Genomic DNA, 22,007 nt, shown 5'->3' with positions numbered 1-22,007 from the left:
GAACGGTTTTTTTACACAATGTATTATTAGTAAACAAATTAGTCCTTACTGTCATTGCTTTCAGCAGCTAATTTCTTTTCAATATCAGCTATAGAATAGACTGAATCTTTTTTGGCATCTTTTAAGTTTTCATCAGGAACATCAACTTTAGGTTCCATTTCACGGTAAACTGCCATACCAGTACCAGCAGGAATAATCTTACCAATGATAACATTTTCCTTAAGTCCAAGAAGTGGATCCTCCTTACCTCTAATTGAAGCATCAGTAAGGATACGAGTAGTTTCTTGGAATGAAGCAGCTGATAAGAAACTGTTAGTTTCAAGGGCAGCCTTAGTAATACCAAGAATTACACTTTGAGCAGTCGCTGGAATACCACCGGAAATAATAACTTCCTTGTTACGTTCCTTAAAGTCACCAATATCCATTAATTCACCTGGTAAGAGATCAGTTTCACCTGGATCAAGAATACGAACTTTTTGTAACATTTGACGAGTAATTACTTCGGCATGCTTATCAGCAACTTCTACACCCTGCATTCTGTAGGCTTTTTGAATTTCATTCAAAATGTATTTTTCAGTAGTTAATGAATCACAAACACGAATTAATTCCTTAGGATCAACTGAACCAATAGTCAAACGATCACCACGTTCAACGTGGTCACCTTCGCTAACTGCTACAGATGCAGTATAAGGCACATCGTAAGTACGAGTATCAGTTTGACCTTGAACAGTGATTTGACGTGAGTGTTCTGCTGGATCTTCTTCAATAGAAGTAACTTCACCACTAACTTCAGAAATTGTCGCACGACCTTTAGGGTTACGTGCTTCAAACAATTCTTGAACACGAGGAAGACCTTGGGTGATGTCAGCACCACCGGCAACCCCACCGTTGTGGAAGTTACGCATAGTAAGCTGAGTACCTGGTTCACCAATTGATTGAGCAGCAACAGTACCTACTGCTTCACCAACTTCAACATCTTCACCAGTAGCAAGGTTCATACCATAACATTTCTTACATACACCGTGTGGTGTGTTACAAGTGAAGACAGAACGAATAGTAACTTCAGTTACACCAGCATCTACAATCTTGTGAGCCATGTCTTCATCCATCATCACATCTGCTGGACAAATAACTTCACCAGTTTGAGGATTTACCACACTCTTCAATGTGTAACGACCAACCAAACGATCAAAGAGTGGTTCGATCATTTCATCACCTTCAGTGATAGCTTTAACCGTAATACCACGATCAGTACCACAATCTTCTTCACGAATAATAACGTCTTGTGCAACATCAACTAAACGACGAGTTAAGTAACCTGAGTTAGCAGTCTTCAAGGCGGTATCGGTCATTCCTTTACGAGCACCGTGTGTTGACATGAACATTTCTAGAACTGATAGACCTTCACGGAAGTTTGATGTAACAGGAATTTCCATCATTCCGCCGTTAGGAGCGGCCATAAGTCCACGCATACCAGCTAATTGAGTAAAGTTTGAAATGTTACCACGTGCACCAGAATCAGCCATGACAGTGATTGGGTTACGTGGTGCGTGAATATCAGCAATTTCTTCTTGCACAGTATCTTTACAACTATTCCAAATGCTAATTACGCGATCGTGTCTTTCTTCATCAGTAATCAAACCACGGCGATATTGCTTAGACACAACATCAACCTTCTTACGTGCTTCGGCTACGATATCATCTTTATCAGTAATAGTAGGAATATCTTCAACACCGATAGTTAAACCTGAGTAGGTACATACAGTGAAACCTAATTCTTTAATATCATCTAATAAATCTGAAGTTCTTTGAACTTTGTAAATCTTGTAGATTTGAGCAATGATATCCGACAAGAATCCCTTCTTGAAGGCATCCCCTAACTTCATATTATCCAATTTTTCGTGAATATCTTCACCTGGTTGTAAGAAGTATTTTTCATCAAGTGGATGAGTTAAGTTTTCTTGAGTTGGATCATTAATGTAGAAGAAATCTTCAGGCAAGATTTGGTTAAAGACTAACTTACCATAAGTAGTTACAAAAATACCATGTTCATAACCCTTTGGCCAAGTCTTTTCAGGCATTGAATCAGCTGCTAATCCAATTCTAGTGTGGTAGTGAATATCGCCATTTGCATATGCAATTGCTGCTTCTTCTGGTGAATCAAAAATCATTCCTTCACCTTCACGTCCACGCTCAGACTGGGTTAACCAATAGTTACCCAACACGATATCCTGTGATGGAGTTACAACTGGCTTACCATCTCTAGGAGCTAAGATGTGGTGTGCAGCAAGCATAAGTAAACGTGATTCTGCTACAGCTTCATCTGATAATGGAACGTGAATAGCCATTTGGTCCCCATCAAAGTCGGCATTGTAAGCTTCACAAGCTAATGGGTGAAGTCTAATAGACTTACCTGGTACAAGTACCGGTTCAAATGCTTGAATACCCAAACGGTGAAGAGTAGGTGCACGGTTTAAAAGAACCGGTCTCTCTTTGATAACGTCTTCTAAAACATCCCATACTTCATCGTCTTCACGATCAATCTTACGAGTAGCATTCTTAATATTTGAAGCTAATTCACGCTTAACTAATTCATTAATTACAAATGGTTTGAATAATTCAAGCGCCATTGGGCGAGGAACACCACATTGATAGAACTTTAATTTTGGTGAAACATCAATAACTGAACGACCAGAGTAGTCAACACGTTTACCAAGTAAGTTTTGACGGAAACGACCTTGCTTACCTTTTAACATGTGAGAAAGTGACTTAAGTGGACGGTTACCTGGTCCAACAACTGGACGACCACGACGACCATTATCAATCAACGCATCTACGGCTTCTTGTAGCATTCTCTTTTCATTTTGAACAATGATTCGAGGTGCATTTAGGTCTAATAATCTCTTCAAACGGTTATTTCTGTTAATTACACGTCTGTATAAATCATTTAAATCTGAAGTCGCAAAACGACCCCCATCAAGTTGAACCATAGGACGTAAGTCAGGTGGAATAACTGGAATACAATCCATAATCATCCATTCTGGCTTATTACCAGAAGTCTTAAATGCATCTAAGATATCCAGACGTCTAATAGCTCTAGTTCTCTTTTGACCAGTTGCACTCTTTAATTCTTCTTTAAGAGCAGTAACCTCTTTATCAATGTCGACTCTTTCTAAGAGTTCCTTGATTGCTTCTGCACCCATTTTAGCTTCGAAGCGATTGCCATATTTGGCCTTATAATCACGATATTCAACTTCAGTTAAAAGTTGCTTATCTTCAAGGTCTGTATCACCAGCATCAATCACAATGTAAGCAGCAAAATAAATTACTTCTTCAAGTGAACGAGGTGATACATCCAATATCAATCCCATACGTGATGGAATACCTTTGAAGTACCAGATATGTGATACTGGGGCAGCCAATTCAATGTGGCCCATTCTTTCTCTTCTAACTTTAGAAGAAGTTACCTCAACACCACAACGGTCACAGACAATACCACGATAACGAACGCCTTTGTACTTACCACAAGCACAAGCGTAATCCTTAGTTGGTCCAAAAATTCTTTCGTCAAAAAGACCGTCTTTTTCTGGTTTCAAAGTACGATAATTAATAGTTTCAGGTTTCTTAACTTCACCATAAGACCAGCTTCTGATCTTGTTTGGAGATGCTAAACCTATTTGCATACTTTCAAACTTATTTACGTCAATCAAAGTTTAACCTCCTGTTAATTAATTAGAAAGCTTGTCATCTGACGAAGAATCTACTACAGAATGAGCTTGTTCTTCATTTTTGGCAGCTTCTTCGGCTAACTTCTTCTTTTCTTGTTGTTCAGCCATCTTAGATAATGTATCAATATTAAGATGTTCATTTGCATCTTCCATATCACGAAGATCTACTTCTTGATGGTTCAAATCTAACACATTAATGTCTAAACCAAGAGATTGGAGTTCTTTTACTAAAACTCTAAATGATTCTGGTACACCAGGTTTTGGAATCTTTTCGCCCTTAACAATTGCTTCGTATGCTTTTACACGACCAACAACGTCATCAGACTTGTAAGTCAAGATTTCTTGGAGAGTGTAAGCTGCACCGTAAGCTTCAAGAGCCCAAACTTCCATTTCACCAAAACGCTGTCCACCAAATTGTGCTTTACCACCAAGTGGTTGTTGAGTAACCAATGAGTAAGGCCCAATTGAACGTGCGTGGATCTTGTCGTCTACCATGTGAGTTAACTTCAAGTAGTACATAACCCCAACAGAAACTCTGTTATGGAATGGTTCACCGGTACGTCCATCGTAAAGAACTGTCTTACCATCTTTACCTAAACCAGCTTCACGAACTAAGTCCCACATGTCATCTTCAGTAGCACCATCGAATACTGGAGTTGCTACGTGAATACCTAAGTGTTTTGCAGCCATACCTAAGTGTAATTCAAGAACCTGTCCAATATTCATACGTGAAGGCACACCCATTGGGTTCAAGCAAATGTCAACTGGACGACCATCTGGTAAGTAAGGCATATCTTCTTCAGGACAAACCAAGGCAATAGTACCCTTGTTTCCGTGACGTCCAGAGACCTTATCACCAACTTGGATCTTACGTTTTTGAACGATGTAAACACGAACCATCTTATTTACACCAGGAGCTAATTCATCTCCAGCTTCACGAGTGAAGACTTGTACGTTTTGGACAATTCCGCCACCACCATGTGGTACACGGAGAGAAGTATCACGAACTTCACGAGCCTTTTCACCAAAGATTGCGTGAAGTAAACGTTCTTCGGCTGATAATTCAGTTACTCCTTTAGGAGTTACCTTACCAACCAAAATGTCACCATCTTTAACTTCAGCACCGATACGTACGATACCTTCTTCGTCAAGATCCTTAAGGGCATCTTCACCTACGTTAGGAATTTCACGAGTAATTTCTTCAGGTCCTAACTTAGTATCACGAGCTTCAGATTCATAGTCTTCGATATGGATTGAAGTATAAACATCATCCTTAACCAATTTTTCTGAAATCATAACGGCATCTTCGAAGTTGTACATGTCCCAAGTAGTAAAGGCAATAATTGGGTTTTGACCAACAGATAATTCACCTTTATCCATTGCTGGACCATCTGCAATAACTTCACCAGCTACAACCTTATCACCCTTATTTACATTTGGAGTTTGGTTGTAGTTCTTAGTTGCGTTTGAACGACGGTATTTTTCAAGAATATAAGTATCTAAAGTCTTGTCATCACGTCTTACTCTGATTTCATTTGCGTCAACGTATTCAACTACACCAGGAGCTTTAGCTAAAAGAGCATCCCCAGAATCGTGAGCAGCACGATATTCCATACCCGTACCAACAAGTGGTGCATGTGGATTAATTAAAGGAACAGCTTGACGTTGGTGGTTAGCTCCCATCAAAGCACGGTTTGAGTCATCGTTTTCAAGGAATGGGATACATGCAGAAGTTACAGAAACTACTTGCTTAGGAATAACATCCATGTAGTCCACTTTATCAGGTGATACTTCGACGTTATCTTCCTTATGACGTGCCAAAATAATATCATCCTTAAATGAGCCATCTTCATTAAGTGGAGAGTTGGCACTGGCAATAATGTAGTTATCTTCTTCGTCAGCAGTTAAGTAATCAATCTTATCTGTAACTTTGTGATCAGTCCAAGAAACGCGACGGTATGGAGTTTCAATGAAACCATACTTGTTAACTACGGCATAGGTTGCCAATGAGTTAATCAAACCAATGTTAGGTCCTTCAGGTGTTTCAATCGGACAAAGACGACCATAGTGAGTATAGTGCACATCACGAACTTCATAACCGGCACGATCACGAGACAAACCACCAGGTCCTAAGGCTGACATACGACGTTTGTGAGTTAACTCACCCAATGGGTTGTTTTGGTCCATGAATTGTGACAATTGTGATGAACCAAAGAATTCTTTCACGGATGCAACAACCGGACGGATATTGATTAATTGTTGTGGAGTAACAGTTTCAATATCTTGAGTTGACATTCTTTCACGAACAACACGTTCCATACGTGCTAAACCAATTCTAAATTGATTTTGAAGTAATTCACCAACACGACGAATACGACGGTTACCTAAGTGGTCGATATCATCAGTAGTACCAATACCTTCTTGTAAGTTAAAGAAATAATTAATTGAACTTAAGACATCAGCTGGAGTTAAGTGTTTAACATCATCAGCAATATGACCATTTGACATCAACTTAACTTCTTTTTCAGGATCATTCTTTGAGTAAACCTTAATTTCTTGAACAGTAATTGGTTCAGGAACAACGGCTTCATCTGATGGTTCATAAGTTACCATCTTGAAATCATCACGATCTAAGTAAGGACTTAATTTTTCCATTACTTCATGAGTAACAACAGTACCCTTCTTAGCAATAATTTCACCAGTATCTGGATCTGCTAAAGTTTCGGCTAAAGTTTGCTTTAATAAACGATTCTTCAAAGATAGCTTCTTATTGATCTTGTAACGACCAACAGGAGCTAAATCATATCTTCTTGGATCAAAGAAGCGAGCATAAAGAAGTGAACGAGATGAATCAGTAGTCTTAGGTTCACCAGGACGTAATCTTTCGTAGATATCCTTTAATGCTTCTGCAACTCTAGAATCAGCTGGATTCTTATGTAAATCTTTATCTAAAGTAAATTTAAGTGAATCGATATCACCAAACATATCTAGGATTTCACTATCAGAACCAAATCCTAAAGCACGAATTAAGATAGATAATGGAAGTTTACGGGTTCTATCAATACGTACGTATGCTAAGTTCTTGGCATCAGTTTCATATTCAAGCCAAGCACCACGGTTAGGAATTACAGTTGCGCCGTAGATTGCACGACCATTCTTATCAAAATCTGAATTGTAATATACACCAGGTGAACGCACTAATTGAGAAACAATAACTCTTTCGGCACCATTAATTACGAAAGTACCAGAATCAGTCATCAATGGGAAATCACCAAAGAAGACATCTTGAGTTTTAATTTCACCAGTTTCATGGTTAGTTAACTTCAAAGTTACGTGTAATGGTGCAGCATAATTAGCATCATGATCACGTGCTTCTTCAAGGGTATATTTAGGTTTTAAAAGCTTGTAATCAACAAACTCAAGAGAAAGTTTTCCTGAAAAGTCTGAAATTGGCATAATGTCATCAAACATTTCACGAATACCTTCATCTAGAAACCACTTGTAAGATTGCGTTTGCACATCGGTTAAATTAGGAAGCTTCAACACTTCTTTGATGCGTGAGAAGCTACGTCTAGTACGATGGCTACCGTAGTTTACAGTATGTCCTAACACAGCAAACATCCTTTCTTGCATAAAAAGAGCCTAATATTACATTTGTGTTACATTTTGCAAAAAGCCTATTTTTGGGTACAAAAAAACAAAAACAACTTAATAAGTCGTTTTTGTTTTATCATCTCACTGGACAATAGATCAGTGAAATCCTGAGTTTCAGCCTTTTAAACAGAAATAATTTTACTATATTCTTGACATTTTGTCAAAGCTATTGTATTAGCTTTTAACTAATGATTTGGCTGTATCTTTTTCAATTTTTAATTTAAGTTTGCCCTTTTGCGCGCCAACTTTAATTGTCTGACCAGCAGATACATTACCACTGATTAAATCTTCGGCAATTGGATCTTCTAATTCGGTTTGAATTGTTCTTCTTAATGGGCGAGCACCCATCTCTGGATCGAAACCATCCTTAGCTAGTACATCAAGTGCTGATGGAGAAATCTTTAAAGTAATATTTTGTTTTGCTAAACGATTCTCTAACTTCTTAGTCATCAAGCTAACAATTTGGCGCAATTCTTCTTTACTCAAACTATCAAAGACAACGGTCTCATCAATTCGGTTAAGAAATTCTGGCCTAAAGAATTGCTTAGTAGCTGCTTGAACTCTTTCTTTATTAAGACGATTTTGATCAGCTAAGTCTGCAGCAAACCCGACGGTCTTATCTTCTTGGATAGAACGTGAACCTAAATTAGAAGTCATAATGATAATCGTATTTCTAAAGTCGACTTTTCTCCCCTTAGAGTCAATTAAAAATCCTTCATCTAATACTTGAAGTAATAGATTAAAGACTTCAGGGTTAGCCTTTTCTACTTCATCAAGCAAAACTACTGAATATGGATTACGACGAACATCTTCAGTAAGTTGTCCACCTTCTTCATAACCGACATATCCTGGTGCTGAACCAATCAGTTTGCTAGAAGCTACTTGATCCATGTACTCTGACATATCTACACGGATAATATTTTGTTCTGAACCAAAAACTGAATCGGCAACAGCTTTGGCTAATTCAGTTTTACCAACACCAGTTGGACCTAGGAATAAGAAAGAACCAATTGGTCGATTTTCATCCTTAATTCCACTCCGGCTTCGACGAATGGCCTTACTTACTGCACTTATTGCTGCTTCTTGGCCAATTACTCTTTCATGAAGCAAGCTTTCTAAACGAGCAAGACGTTTCGTTTCGCTCTTCTTCATTCGAGTAACCGGTACACCAGTCCATTGAGCTACAATTTTGGCAATCTCATCACTATTCACAGTAGCCTTTTGTGAAGTCTTTTCCTGTAATTGTGAGGTCAGCTTACTGTATTTATCTTGTAATTCTTCTTCTTTAGATTGTAACTGCGCTGCTTGAACAAAATTTTGATTTTCTGCAGCCTGCTCTTTTTCTTGACTGGCTGAACGAATTTGAGCTTCTAATTTTGTCAAACGTGGATTTTTCTCATGGTTGACTGCAATTTTGACAGCAGCGCTTGCCTCATCGATTAAATCTATCGCCTTGTCAGGTAAATAGCGATTGGAGATATATCTTGCAGACAGGTCTACTGCATCTTTAATTGCATCATCAGTGATAGTGACATGATGATAATTTTCATATTTTGGTCTCAAGCCCAATAAAATCTCTTGTGCTTCCTGACTATTTGGCTCTTCAATTTTTACTTGTTGAAAACGTCTCGCTAATGCTTGATCTTTTTCGATATATTTTTGATATTCATCAAAAGTAGTTGCACCTATCATTTGAATATCACCACGAGCTAGTGGAGGTTTTAAGATATTGGAAGCATCAATCGCACCTTCTGCTCCCCCAGCACCAATCAGCGTGTGCATCTCATCAACGAACAGAATTACATTTCCATCCAAATGAACTTCATTTAAAATCTTCTTCATCCGATCTTCAAATTCACCACGATACTTGGTTCCAGCAATCAAACTTCCCATATCTAAAGACATTACTCGTTTATTAAGTAAATTCTCAGGTACTTGCCCATTTATAATCGCCATGGCAATACCTTGAGCAACTGCGGTCTTTCCGACCCCCGGTTCACCCACAAGTACAGGATTATTCTTAGTTCTACGAGAAAGAATCTGGATCACACGCTTTACTTCTTTATCTCGACCAATAACAGGATCGATATCTCCTTCTTCAGCACGCTTATTTAAATTAACAGCTACTTTATCTAGATTAGGAGTCATTGACTGATTTTCAGTTTGATTTGAATTAGACAAACTATTTCCTAAACTATTATTTATATTATTGGAACCAGTTTGATTTTCGACTCTTTTTAGTTGTTCCATTAAGTAGGCAGAATCTAGTCCCAAATTTTTTAAAATTAAACTTGCTAAAATTTTTTCGCTAGCAAGTAATCCCATTAAAATATGGCTAGTTTTAATTTGTGTATCACCAAGCTTTTCTGCGCGGCGTTTGGCATAATTCAATACCAAATTTAAACGAGGTGACATTTCTACATAATTAGCCTTAGGACTTGAACCATATCCAGTGTAGCGTTCAATCTCTTCTCGTAAAACTGTAGGGGTCGCACCATTTTGACGTAAAATCTTACCAGCTTCTCCATTTGCTTCAATTACTAACGCAAGTAAGACGTGTTCAGTACCAATAATACGATGATTAAAATTTTGTGCTTGTTCTCTTGCGATGTCTAAAACATCTCTAGCACTATTACTATAAGAATTTTCCATTTTCCACCGCCTTAATAACTGCTTTCTTTTTATAAGTGAATAACATTGTAGATATGTATTGTAAAACTTAAGCAGCCAAAAGTAAAATTATAATTTCTATATTAATTATAACAATAAAAATATCCTGACCAAACAGTCAGGATATTTTCTATTGGAGATCAGTCCAATCAATTGAAAGCGCAGGCTTCTCAGGAGCTAAGTTAAGGCTTTTATCAAGATCAACAGGATAAATAGCAGCTACTTCATAAGGAGCTAGATTCTCCTTATAAGCCCGTGCCTTTTCAAAATCTTTTGATGCAAACAAGATATCAACAACCCCATTCTTGTTAGATTCATTAGTTTTGTTAACACTTGCATGCATTACAACATAAATTCTTTCTTTCATAATGTCATTCCTTCCAGGTGCATTGGAAAAGACTCGTCTGAGTCTAACTTAATCGTATCACGTAATTATTAAAAGAGAAAATAAGAATTTATTAATGTTATATATGACTATTTATTATTTTCATTTGCAACTGGTACTCCTGGATGCGGATCTTTTCTCTTACGTCCAGAGAAGAAGTACAAAAGCGCAGCAATTACTGCAACTCCAATTCCAACAAAAAATGTTTTCCAAGTGAAATTAAAGACTAAGTAGCAAGAAACCAGTAATGCAATTACCGGGATAACGTAACCACCAGGTAGTTTAAAGCCTTTGTTTGGATATCTGCCATCATGCTTAAACTTCATAACCGCAAAAATTGAAGGCACATACTGAACAAATGATGCAAGCACAATACATGAAACTAAGAAAATATATGATTGTGTAATTAATAATGCTGTAATAATTGCACTCATGATAATAGCAATCCAAGGAGCATTATATTTGTTCTTTTTACCTACCCATTGTGGCACTAAGTTATGTTCTTCAGCCAATGAAGCAACAAGCGATGGAGCATTAAATGATGAAATAAATGCAACACCAAAAATACTTAAGAGCATCCCAATAATAATTACAATGTAGCCCCATTCACCTACAGCTTTACCAAAGGCATTAGCAATTGGAGCAGTATAATCACTCATCTTAGATCCAATAATACCAATACCAATTAGCACTGTTAAGGCATAAAGAATGGTAACAGTAATCATAACTGAAATTAATACCCGGGGAATATTCTTAGTTGGATTTTGCATTTGGCGAGCTGCAATAGGAATAAATGAAAATCCAGTAAAGAGATAGAACACTTCACTAAATGCAGCACCAAAATGCTTAAAGAATGGTCCTACACCAGTAGTAGCAGCATGTGGCATTACTGGACTAAAGTTAGACCAGTGCATAAAGAATACACCAACTACAATAAATAGAATGATAACTCCAAGTTTTGCAATTGAGGAAGTGTTGTCCACAAATTTAACTAATTTTCTACCGAAAAAGTTAATAATAGTGAATAAAACAATCAAACCAATCGCAGTACCAAAGTATACTGCATCATTTTTATATGCTGGAACAAAACTACGTAAAGTTGTAACAAAGGCGACAACTTCAGCAGCATAAGTACAACAAGTTAAAAACCAAGTAAATAACCCTAATTCATAACCGGCAAATCTACCGAAAGCATAATATGAATAAAGCCATGCTGCTCCTGATCCACTAAAACGACTAGATAAATCAGCGTAACAAAGTGCAATCATACTTACTGTCACAGCAGCACATAAAAGTACAACAACACTCATTAAATCCATATCATGATAAATATATTTTGGTAGTAAAAATGCCCCTGAGCCAATGATGGCATTAATCCCTAAAAAGAATATCGAGATAAATGATAGCTTTTTAGTGGGAGCAACACTTTTTCCCATTTTTACATCCTCTTTCTATTTTCTGCGTCTCTTTTACCATAAATGTTTATTATATTAATTGCAAAAGTTTTGACTTATTAAATATTCAAAAAAGCACTACCTATTACTAAAATAAGTAGTGCTTTTATATAAAAAATAATCTATTAAATTTGCTGATTACAATTTAACTGTACTACATACATTGCAATAAATCGGAAAAACAGGATTTGAACCTGCGACCTCTACGTCCCGAACGTAGCGCTCTACCAAACTGAGCTATTTTCCGAAAATAAAAAAGAGATTCACATCATCGTGAATCTCTTTATCTAGAGCGGAAGACGGGATTCGAACCCGCGACCCCCACCATGGCAAGGTGATGTTCTACCACTGAACTACTTCCGCAGTACAAATAACAGTATAGCAGAAAATAGCTCAGTTGCAAGAAATATTTTTTATTTTTATTGATAGATTTATAGATTTATATTTCCATATCATCTTTTTAATTGACGATGATCATAAATGGTTATACCTATACCAGTTAAAATAAATAGTGCAGCCATAACTATTCTAACCAAAATCATTTCCGACCCGTACTTAAGATCCTGCTGATGCATAATATAAGGCGTTACTAAAGCAATACGGTTTTTCAAATTAATTTGAGCAACTAACTGTAAAACTGAAAATAAAACTGCCTGACTTATAAGGCCACCAAGAACTTTGATTTTAGATTTAATTCCAGTTTTGACAATCGGCAATTTTTGATTTGCAATCACAGTCAGATTAATAAGCAGAATCAAAATAATCCAAGTAATAAGCAAATAGAACTTATCATACACCATTAGAACTAACAAAATATCAACAAGAGCCATTGTGATATAGAACTGATAAATCGGTAACCAGTAATTTAATATCCTCTGAATAAATTTAACAAAAATACCTGCAAAAGCTAATTCTATAAAAATCAAAAATATCCAAAGATTCTGATGAATCTGAAAAGCTAAAATTATTGTAAAAATTATTAGGTAATTTCGCACTGCGCCAATCCAGATTCTTAATAGTTTAAATCTCTGATGTAAAAACTGATTAAGCAAAACTAGAATATAAATAATTGAAATAAAAAGGAAAAACCAACTGACATCGGAGAAATATCCAATACGCTTGAAAATACTAATAATAAAGACACCGACAAATACAGCAATAGTTACTTTTGCTGACCTAGTCGATGTATTAAATAAATGCCATTTTATATTTGTTTTAACAATTTTATAGTGCTTAAAAATACCAATACTTTCTGCTAATAAAAGAACTGCATAAGCTATATATGCACTTACAACACTTATTTTGATAGCCAAAAAACCTAAGATAAGCAGATTTATACTTACCAAAATAGCTGCAAAGGTATCAATTCGCTTAAAATTAATTTTGTAATGCTTATTATCACTGAGACTAGATAGGCCTGTTACACTCAAGCTAAGTCCCATTGCTCCAATACTGGCTAACCATTCCCACCTTAAATAGATTCCTACACTAGCACTAAAAACAGCTACTAACGAAACCAAAGATAGGGTGCGATAACTTTTAGGCCAGTTTTTATCTATTTTTTCATCAATTAAAAAGGGAGCTACTTGTCCAGCAGTATATCCCAAAATAAAAGGCCACGCAAAAGTAATTATATTGCCTTTAATGACTACAGCCACTGCATATAAAAAGTATGGAAATAATGCTGAACTTTTTATCACAACATCATCTATTAATGCGAAATATTTATATTTCATTAGTCGAACCAATTTTCTAAGTATCAATTGTTTTACAATTTATAGTCATTATCTCCCACTTATTAGCTAAATTACAATTTTAAACATCTATCAAAAAAACTCACTCAATTAATATAAATGATATTGAGTGAGTTTTATATTATTCTTTGTTTTCTTTACGTTTCTTCAAGTCTGCTTGAACTTCAGCATCTACGTCTTCAACTTTTTCAGGACGCATAGTTGGGAATAGCAATACATCGCGAATCGCAGGTGCATCGGTTAAAAGCATAGTCAAACGATCGATACCGATTCCTAAACCACCAGTAGGAGGCATACCAAATTCCATGGCGCGAATGTAATCTTCATCAATCATATCAGCTTCATCATTACCAGCTTCACGCTCAGCCATTTGATCTTCAAAACGGTGACGTTGATCAACTGGGTCATTTAATTCTGAGAAAGCATTTCCGTATTCAGTACCTAAGATAAAGATTTCAAAACGGTCGGTAAATCTTGGATCGTCTGCATTCTTCTTAGCTAGTGGTGAAACTTCTACAGGGTGACCGTAAACAAATGTTGGGTTAACAATTGTTTTTTCACCAAATTCTTCAAAGAAGGCATTGATAATGTGACCAACTTTCCAGAATGGTTCAACATGAATACCATGTTCTTGCGCAACTTTCTTAGCTTCATCCAAAGTCATTGGTTGCCAGAAATCAACACCGGTCTTTTCTTTAATTAAATCAACCATGTGAACGCGACGGAATGGCTTACCGAGGTCAAGTTCAGTACCTTGGTAGTTAATCTTACCATCATCAGAAACAACGCTAGCAGCGGCTTTAATAATACCTTCTGCTTCATCCATCACATCATGGAAGTCCCAGTAAGCTGCATAAGTTTCAAGTTCAGTAAATTCTGGGTTATGACGAGTATCAACACCTTCATTTCTGAATACTCGACCAATTTCATAAACTCTTTCCATTCCACCAACAATCAAACGCTTCAAAGGAAGTTCAAGAGCAATTCTCATGTAAAGACTAATATCTAAAGCATTGTGGTGAGTAATAAATGGACGAGCTTCGGCACCACCAGGAATGTTGTGAAGAACTGGAGTTTCAACTTCTAAGAAATCGCGATCGTCTAAGTATTTACGAATAGCCTTAATAATCTTTGTACGGTTTACAAAACGTTGATAACTTTCATTATTAGTAATCAAATCAAGGTAACGTTGACGATAAATTTGTTCAACATCTTTTAAACCATCCCACTTATTAGGCAATGGGCGTAAAGCCTTGGATAAGAAAGTAACATGAGTAGCACGAATAGTTAATTCACCCGTATCGGTCTTCATAACTTCGCCATCAATTCCTAAGAAGTCACCAATATCTGCCTTCTTAAAAATCTTATAATTATCTTCGCCTACAATATCTTTACGTACGTAAATTTGGATTTTACCAGTGCGATCATAAATGTCCGCAAACCCTACTTTACCTTTACCACGTTTTGCAAGCATACGACCTGCAACCTTGGTCTTAGGCATGTCAGCATTAAGTTCATCTTTATCTTCATTAGAATACTTTTCATTTAAAGTACGTGCTAAATCTTGACGATCGAACTTTCTAACGCCAAAAGGTTCAATTCCATTTTCACGCATTTCTTCCATCTTCTCGCGACGAACGATAAGCTGGTCATTCATCTCATTCTTTGCCACTCTAAAAACTCCTTTATTATTTATTAAGCTTGTCTTTGCTTTTGCCTTGCTTCATATTTTTCCACAAAGTCATCTAATAAGTCAAAAACTTCTTGTTTTGTCCATACCTCATTTATTTTAGCACGTGTTCGCGCAGAACGGGGAATTCCTTTTAGATAATATGCAGCTTGACGTCTAAATTCTGGTACTGCAATTTTTTCTCCCTTAAGATCAATTAAGCCTGAAAGTTGGTTCTTTGCAGTTTCCACTTTTTCTTCCACAGTTTGTGGAGGTAAAAGTTCCCCAGTATCTAAGTAGTGTCTTACTTCTTTTAAAAGCCAAGGATTACCTAGAACAGCACGTCCCATCATGACAGCAGTAGCACCGACCTCATCAAGCATCTTTTTAGCTTTTTGAGGACTATCTACATCCCCATTACCAATGAATGGAATTGTTAATGCATCAGCTACATCTTTCAAAATGCCCCAATCAGCTTCACCCATGTACATTTGCTTTCTAGTACGTCCATGCATAGCAACAGCACTTGCGCCAGCTTCTTGAGCGGCTAAAGCATTTTCAACAGCAAAAATATTACGTTGGTCCCAACCAGTTCTCATCTTAACAGTAACTGGCTTTTTAACATTTCTTACGACAGCACGTACCATTTGATAAATTTTGTTAGGATCTTTAAGCCACATCGCACCGGCATCAGTCTTAGTGACCTTTGGTACAGGACATCCCATATTGATGTTAATAATATCAGCAGCCGTATTTTCGTCCACATAGTGAGCTGCCTCAACCAAGGTCTCTTCACTACCACCAAAAATTTGGATGCTCATTGGGTGTTCACGAGGATCCACTTGAAGCATGCTTAAAGTCTTTTTATTACGATAAATAATTCCATGATCAGAGATCATTTCACAAACTACTAATCCTGCACCAAATTCCTTGCAAACCACTCTAAAGGCTGCATTAGAAATACCCGCCATTGGTGCCACTACAACTTGATTAGGAATAGTAAGGTCTCTTATTTTCCAGCTTTTACTCACTTCAACACATCCTTTCACAAATACTTTAATATTCTAACAAAAAATTAGTAACTCGACTATTAATCTTAGATTACTTTGCCTTTTTTTGAATATCTTTTAATTCATCTTCACTAAAATGATATTTTTCACCACAAAAGCGACAAGTTAATTCTGCTCCATGATCTTTTTCAATCATTTCTTTTAATTGGTCTGGCTTAATTGTAGCAAGGATTTCACTATATTTTTCCTTAGAACAATCACAAGCAAAGCTTACATCTTGCTTATCTAAAATTTTGCAATCATCACCCAAGATTTTTTTAGCTAAATCTTCTGGTGTAGCTCCATCTAAGAACATTGTTGATAAGTTAGGAAGTGCCTTAATTCTCTTTTCTACTTTTTCAAGTAAGGCATCATCAGCTCCAGGTAAGGCTTGCATCATAAAACCACCAGCAGCTCCAATAGAATTATTTGGTTCAACAAATACTGATAATCCAACTGCTGAAGGAATTTGTTCAGATTTGGCTAAATAATAGGTAAAGTCTTCTGCTATTTCACCACTAACTATTGGAACCTCGCCAGTATATGGTTCTTTTAGTCCTTGATCTTTAGTTACTTCAAGCCAACCCTGGCCTACAGCCTTTGCTACATCAATATGACCATCCTTTTTTGGTGGCAATGCAATATGAGGGTTCTGAATATACCCCTTTACCGTTAAATCGGCTTGTGCTGTAACTACAGTTGCTCCCACCGGTCCATTACCTAGTAGGCGTACGGTTAGTTCATCTTTATCCTTTAATAAAGCACCAGCTAAAAGTAATCCTCCGATCATAGTTCTCCCCAATACTGCAGAAGAGGCGATCCAAGTATCATGTCTTTTTTGCGCTTCATTAACTACACCTTTAGCAGTAATTGCCAACAATCTTAACTTTTTATCTTTATCAATTGCTCTAATTAAATAATCACCCATAATAATTTCTCCTAAAAAAATAGAGCCCGTAGGCTCCATTCTTATTATTCATTATTCTTTGAATCTTCATCAGAAGAATTAGAATCTTGATGACTTGATTTTTCATCAGTAGCCTTAGTATCTTTCTTTTCAGAAGGAGTATTTAAAGGAATATCATCAATGTTCTTATGATCATCTGGAAGTGGATGAATATCTTCTTTATCATCCTTTTCTTCTACTTTTTCTCTCTTTTGATCACGTTTTTCCATAGCAGCTTTTGCTTCTTCATAAGTTAAAGCATCGCTTTCACTTGGAAATTCATTATCTTCATTTTCAGGCATCTTACCATCTTTAAATAAAGAAAGAATTTGTTTTTCATTAAGAGTTTCGTATTTAAGTAATGCTTCTGCAATTAACTTGTGAGTATCACGGTGACTCTTAATAATATCAACAGCAGTGTCATAACCTTCATCTAAGATATTCTTAACTGCTTCATCAATTTTAGCAGCAGTAGCTTCACTGTATGATCTTGCACCAAATTCATTTTGCTGACTTGGTGATTCAAGTTCGGTCATACCAACATCAGTCATACCATATTGAGTTACCATACCACGAGCAATATTAGTTGCCTGTTCAAAGTCATTTGAAGCACCAGTTGATTTATCACCAACGACAACTTCTTCACCGGCACGACCACCCATTAAACCAGCAACTTGTTCCATTAATTGCTTCTTAGTTAACAAGTTTTGATCTTCCTTAGGAAGCATAATGTTGTATCCACCAGCACGACCACGAGGAACGATGGTAACTTTTCTAACTGTTCTAGAATCACTTAAAACTAAACCAACAATTGCGTGTCCAGCTTCGTGATATGCCACACGTTTTCTTTCAGCGGCAGAAATTACAGTATCCTTCTTAGCTGGGCCTGCAATTACACGATCTTCAGCTTCATCAATGTCAGAAGCAGTAATTTCTTTTTTATCACGGCGAGCAGCAACTAAGGCAGCTTCATTTAAGACGTTTTCGAGATCAGCTCCTACAAAGCCTGGAGTTTGACGCGCAACTTCTTTCAAATCGACATCAGAAGCTAATGGCTTGTTACGAGCGTGAACTTTCAAGATAGCTTCACGACCCTTAACATCTGGACGACCAACTAAAACTTTACGGTCAAAACGACCTGGACGTAACAAGGCAGGATCAAGTACGTCAGAACGGTTAGTAGCGGCCATTACGATTACACCTTCGTCACCGTCAAAACCATCCATTTCAACTAGCAATTGGTTTAAGGTTTGTTCACGTTCATCGTGTCCACCGCCCATACCATTGCCACGTTTACGACCGACGGCATCAATTTCATCGATGAAGATAATACTTGGCGCATTCTTTTTAGCAGTTTCAAAAAGATCACGTACACGAGAAGCACCAACACCAACGAACATTTCTACGAAATCTGATCCAGAAATTGAGTAGAATGGTACGCCAGCTTCACCAGCAACAGCACGAGCTAGTAAAGTCTTACCAGTTCCGGGAGGACCCTCTAAAAGAACACCAGCTGGTATTCTTGCCCCTAACTTAGTGTATTTGGTTGGATTCTTTAAAAATTCAACAATTTCCACAAGTTCTTGTTTTTCTTCTTCTTCACCGGCAACATCTGAAAAACGAACCTTGTTCTTCTTGGGATCTTGTGGCTTAACTTTGGACTTACCAAAGTTCATGACACCACCACGTCCACCTTGACCACCTTGGTTCATCATCATCCAAAGTAAGACGATAAAAATCAAAGTTGGCACAAGCATAACTAACGTAGATATCCAAGTACCTGTTTGTGATTCTCCCTGGTTAGAAATTTTTGTACCATTCTTTTGTGCAAGATTTGATACATTTTTAACCATGGAATCATTTTGAAGCATGGTAGTACTAAAATTAGTAACTTTACTATTATTTTTGGCACCACCAAAGAAGTCTAAATTATTATTCTGAGAATTTTTAGCTGTTTCAGCTTTTTTATAAGTACCAGTAACAGTATATACACCATTTGCTGGTTGAATGTTGATACTCTTGACTTTACCGTTATTCAACTCCTTTACCAAGGTCGAATAACTAATATTTTCAGAGGAACCACTATTGCCGGAACCACCGACAAACCAATTAATTCCTCCCAAGAGGATCACGAAAACCAAAATATAGAAAAGGCCGTTAGAAAGCAGTCTATTTCTTCTATTTTTCATATTGAACCTCCATGAAAGTTTAACGAATTACCTCAAAAGTTTACCATAAATCAACTTTTTTCTCTATTATTTAAAATTTCTTCAACTTATCTTAAATTTCATAAACCCTATATTCAATAAAAGCAGGATCAAAAATCTGACGACGATATACATTCATAATATACTGAACTTCTTCATTACCATCATCCGATAAGATGGTTAGACAGTTCGAACGCAAAATATTAGGTATACCTTTTTCTGCAAATTTCTTTTTAGCCTTTGTTTTATTTCCAGTAGCTAAAACTAATTTTTGTCCCTCAGGCAAAGAACCCACTTTAAGACTTAAATTCTCTTTACTGTAAAAACTACCAACTTGTTGCAAACCTAATTTTTGCTTAGAAATTAAATAATTTTTACCTTTAAAGTTAAATATTTTATCTAAGTAAACCTTAAATGGTCTTATTTGTTCACTATCTAAATCTTTTTCACGATACAAATAGTACTTATTCTGATAAAGAATTAACCCAATACCATCTTTTTTTGTTCGAAAATTTGCCTTTTCTTCTAAGGATTCAAAATGAACCTGTTGATGAAATTTAGTTAAAGTTAACCATTCGAAGTAAAGCTTTTTTTGGTTTAACCTTAATTCTTGCAAATCACTTAAATTTCCTGTCCAAGTAAAATATCTTCTTTGGGGATTGGACAAATTCTTAAACAAAATATTTTGACTTTCAGCCAATTCAGCTTCACTGACCTGAAAGCGATTTGCATTTTTAATTAATTTCTTATTTTCATTTTTTAAAAGTGGAATCACATGATGACGAAGTCTGTTTCTTAAAGTTTTATCTTCAAAATTTGTACTATCTTGGATATAGGATAATTGTTGCACTTTAACATAGTGCAATAAGTCTGTTTTAGAATATTTGAGGAGGGGGCGCAAGAGATACGCTTGTGTATCTTCAAACTGCCCCATTTCAATCAAACTATTCATTTCCTTTACATTTCCTGAACGAATAAGCTTTAAAAGGATGTTTTCAATCAAATCGTCCCCATGATGAGCAGTTAATAAATAATCAACTTGATTTTGTTGTACTAGCTCTTTTAAAAAAGCATAGCGAAATTTTCGAGCAGCAGCTTCTATTCCTCTTTCTGGCTGCTCTTGTTTGCTCCATCTTTGTTCAAATAATTTTAAATTATATTTTTTACAATAATTACTAATTAAATTACTTTCTAAATAACTATCCGGACGCAATTGATGATCAAAATGTCCGACGAGAAGCTGGTTTGTCGGGTCCGTCACAGTATGACGTATTAAATCAAGCAAGGCCATTGAATCCGGGCCACCACTCACAGCTATCAAAAATTTTTTTGCTTCAATTTGCAGTTGGTGCTTTATAAAAAAATCTTTTAAATTTTCCATTGATAATAAAAAAGCGACCATCGGTCACTTTAACTCTTCTTTTAACTTATTTAATCTTACAGTTGATTTGGTTAATAAATCATTTAAGCTTTTGACAAAATCCTTTTGCTGATTAAATGAATTAGTTGGATCAATTAATTCGGGATCATCGACTCTCTGAAGAGAAAGAGATAAACGTCCATTAGTATTATCTAAGACCACTACTCTAACTTTTTGGCCCACTTCAAATTTACCCTTATTCACTGTCCATTTTCCGTCAAAATCTGATTCATGAATTAATCCATGACGTCCAGCAGGCAGATCAACAAAGATGCCAAAATCAACAATATTATTAATTTTGCCGTTAACTCTTAAACCAGTTATATATTTCACTAGTTATTATCTCCTGTTTTTTCGGGAATATTGTAGATAGTTTCTCCCGGTTTAGAGTAATAAAACTTATAACGGATTACTTTTGATAGATAATCTGAATCACGTAAATTAGTAGCTTGACTCTCAAGGGTCTTATTACTCTTCTTTAACTTAGTTAGTTGCTTATGGGTAGTAACAGCTTGAGCATTAATTTTATTGGTTTGAACATGAACCATTACTAATTGAACTCCAAAAATAAGAAAAACTACTGCAAAGATAGCCAAAATACGATTTCGACGCACACGATGTACTTCCTTAATTTTTTTATTAGCTTTTCTTTGCAGACGTGCAATTCTTTCTTCATCACTTAAAGCATTATATATCCTTGGTCCATTATTCATTTATTACTGCCCACCCTTTATCATTATTCCATCAATTTATCCTTATAAGTTAATAACTTTTAGTTATTTAATATGTAACATTTCTAGTTTAGCACGGTGGGATAAAATTGTCACTAGTCAATTAGCTCATAGAGTTCACTAGCTTCTGCCTTTTTAGTTGTTTCACGCAAGTCTAATACCTTTGCTTTTATTTCCTTAGTACCAAAACCAATTTTAATTACATCACCAATTTTTACATCGTAACTTGATTTAACTGCACGACCATTGACATCCACACGTCCTTGATCTGCCATTTCTTTGGCAACTGTACGTCTCTTTACTAATCGTGACACTTTTAAAAATTTATCTAGTCTCATTT

Annotated in this window: 14 protein-coding genes and 2 tRNA genes; all 16 read right to left on the bottom strand. The window is 36.2% G+C overall.

Annotated features, from left to right (window positions below):
- Positions 1-38 precede the first annotated feature (38 nt).
- Complete coding sequence (gene rpoC, locus FP432_RS07255) at positions 39-3,710, bottom strand: DNA-directed RNA polymerase subunit beta' (RefSeq protein WP_265488657.1); 3,672 nt, start codon at positions 3,708-3,710, stop codon at positions 39-41.
- A gap of 18 nt (positions 3,711-3,728) precedes the next feature.
- Positions 3,729-7,349 carry a DNA-directed RNA polymerase subunit beta gene (locus FP432_RS07250; RefSeq protein ID WP_265489618.1) on the bottom strand — a complete coding sequence of 1,207 codons (3,621 nt, stop codon included), beginning with the start codon at positions 7,347-7,349 and terminating at the stop codon, positions 3,729-3,731.
- Between the two features lie 207 nt (positions 7,350-7,556).
- Positions 7,557-10,034, bottom strand: a complete 2,478-nt coding sequence (locus tag FP432_RS07245; RefSeq protein WP_265488656.1) for an ATP-dependent Clp protease ATP-binding subunit — start codon at positions 10,032-10,034, stop codon at positions 7,557-7,559.
- A 148-nt stretch (positions 10,035-10,182) separates the two neighbouring features.
- Positions 10,183-10,419 carry a hypothetical protein gene (locus FP432_RS07240; RefSeq protein ID WP_265488655.1) on the bottom strand — a complete coding sequence of 79 codons (237 nt, stop codon included), beginning with the start codon at positions 10,417-10,419 and terminating at the stop codon, positions 10,183-10,185.
- 107 nt (positions 10,420-10,526) lie between these two features.
- Positions 10,527-11,873: an APC family permease gene (locus FP432_RS07235; protein WP_265488654.1), complete on the bottom strand. Its 1,347-nt coding sequence runs from the start codon at positions 11,871-11,873 to the stop codon at positions 10,527-10,529.
- A 191-nt stretch (positions 11,874-12,064) separates the two neighbouring features.
- Positions 12,065-12,138, bottom strand: a tRNA-Pro gene (locus tag FP432_RS07230).
- Between the two features lie 44 nt (positions 12,139-12,182).
- Positions 12,183-12,254, bottom strand: a tRNA-Gly gene (locus tag FP432_RS07225).
- Between the two features lie 89 nt (positions 12,255-12,343).
- Positions 12,344-13,627, bottom strand: coding sequence for a hypothetical protein (locus tag FP432_RS07220; RefSeq protein WP_265488653.1), 1,284 nt, complete (start codon positions 13,625-13,627; stop codon positions 12,344-12,346).
- Between the two features lie 139 nt (positions 13,628-13,766).
- Complete coding sequence (gene lysS / locus FP432_RS07215; protein ID WP_265488652.1) at positions 13,767-15,317, bottom strand: lysine--tRNA ligase; 1,551 nt, start codon at positions 15,315-15,317, stop codon at positions 13,767-13,769.
- Positions 15,318-15,340: 23 nt separating this feature from the next.
- Positions 15,341-16,345, bottom strand: coding sequence for a tRNA dihydrouridine synthase DusB (dusB, locus tag FP432_RS07210; protein WP_265488651.1), 1,005 nt, complete (start codon positions 16,343-16,345; stop codon positions 15,341-15,343).
- 70 nt (positions 16,346-16,415) lie between these two features.
- Positions 16,416-17,291, bottom strand: coding sequence for an Hsp33 family molecular chaperone HslO (hslO, locus tag FP432_RS07205; protein ID WP_265488649.1), 876 nt, complete (start codon positions 17,289-17,291; stop codon positions 16,416-16,418).
- Positions 17,292-17,335: 44 nt separating this feature from the next.
- Positions 17,336-19,498, bottom strand: coding sequence for an ATP-dependent zinc metalloprotease FtsH (ftsH, locus tag FP432_RS07200; protein ID WP_265488648.1), 2,163 nt, complete (start codon positions 19,496-19,498; stop codon positions 17,336-17,338).
- Positions 19,499-19,589: 91 nt separating this feature from the next.
- Positions 19,590-20,918, bottom strand: coding sequence for a tRNA lysidine(34) synthetase TilS (gene tilS / locus FP432_RS07195; protein ID WP_265488646.1), 1,329 nt, complete (start codon positions 20,916-20,918; stop codon positions 19,590-19,592).
- Positions 20,919-20,921: 3 nt separating this feature from the next.
- Positions 20,922-21,269, bottom strand: a complete 348-nt coding sequence (locus FP432_RS07190; protein ID WP_265488645.1) for a S1 RNA-binding domain-containing protein — start codon at positions 21,267-21,269, stop codon at positions 20,922-20,924.
- Positions 21,269-21,649 carry an FtsB family cell division protein gene (locus FP432_RS07185; protein WP_265488644.1) on the bottom strand — a complete coding sequence of 127 codons (381 nt, stop codon included), beginning with the start codon at positions 21,647-21,649 and terminating at the stop codon, positions 21,269-21,271. The genes FP432_RS07190 and FP432_RS07185 overlap by 1 nt, the downstream gene beginning before the upstream one ends.
- 113 nt (positions 21,650-21,762) lie before the next feature.
- Positions 21,763-22,005: an RNA-binding S4 domain-containing protein gene (locus tag FP432_RS07180; RefSeq protein WP_265488643.1), complete on the bottom strand. Its 243-nt coding sequence runs from the start codon at positions 22,003-22,005 to the stop codon at positions 21,763-21,765.
- Positions 22,006-22,007 lie beyond the last annotated feature (2 nt).

Source organism: Lactobacillus sp. PV034, assembly GCF_014522305.1.
In the GTDB taxonomy this organism is placed as follows: Bacteria; Bacillota; Bacilli; order Lactobacillales; family Lactobacillaceae; genus Lactobacillus.
Note: the sequence above shows the minus strand (reverse complement) of the source record. Positions and strands in the feature narration are given on the sequence as shown.